This window comes from Vibrio sp. 1288, from assembly GCF_033344475.1.
The window spans coordinates 1-544 of the sequence record NZ_JAWPOX010001003.1 but is presented as its reverse complement, the minus strand read 5'-3'; the positions used below and the strand labels follow the sequence as shown (position 1 = coordinate 544).

The window sequence follows — 544 nt, the reverse complement described above, 5'->3', positions numbered from 1 at the left end:
GATTACCGAAATGCAAACATTTACTTCGTGATGGTTGACCGTTTCAACAACGCAGACGCAAGTAACGACAACAGTTATGGTCGCAAAAAAGACGGCAAAGATGAAGTTGGCACGTTCCACGGCGGTGACCTTAAAGGTGTAATTGAGAAACTGGATTACATCAAGAGCCTAGGTACAGACGCGATTTGGTTGTCGCCAATCGTTGAACAAGTGCACGGCTTTGTCGGTGGTGGTGATAGTGGCTCATTCCCGTTTTATGCTTACCATGGCTACTGGACGCGCGATTTCACCAAGATTGATGAGAACTTCGGTAACGAAGAAGATTTAAAAACGCTGGTGGAAGAGGCGCACAAGCGTGGCCTCAAAGTCTTGATGGATGCGGTTATCAACCATTCTGGTTACTCAACATTGGCAGATCTACAGTTTGATGGTATCGATGTGTTAAAGCCTAATGCCGAACTGCCTAAGAAATGGGGCGACTGGCAACCAAAAGCAGGCGAAAATTGGCATAGCTACCACCAGAATATTGATTATCAGAGTCCGA

General features: G+C 46.1%; 1 protein-coding gene. It reads left to right on the top strand.

Annotation, left to right across the window (positions count from 1 at the left end; genetic code table 11):
* A partial coding sequence (locus R8O11_RS30580) for an alpha-amylase family glycosyl hydrolase (protein ID WP_318195305.1) occupies nt 1-544 on the top strand: 544 nt, incomplete at both ends.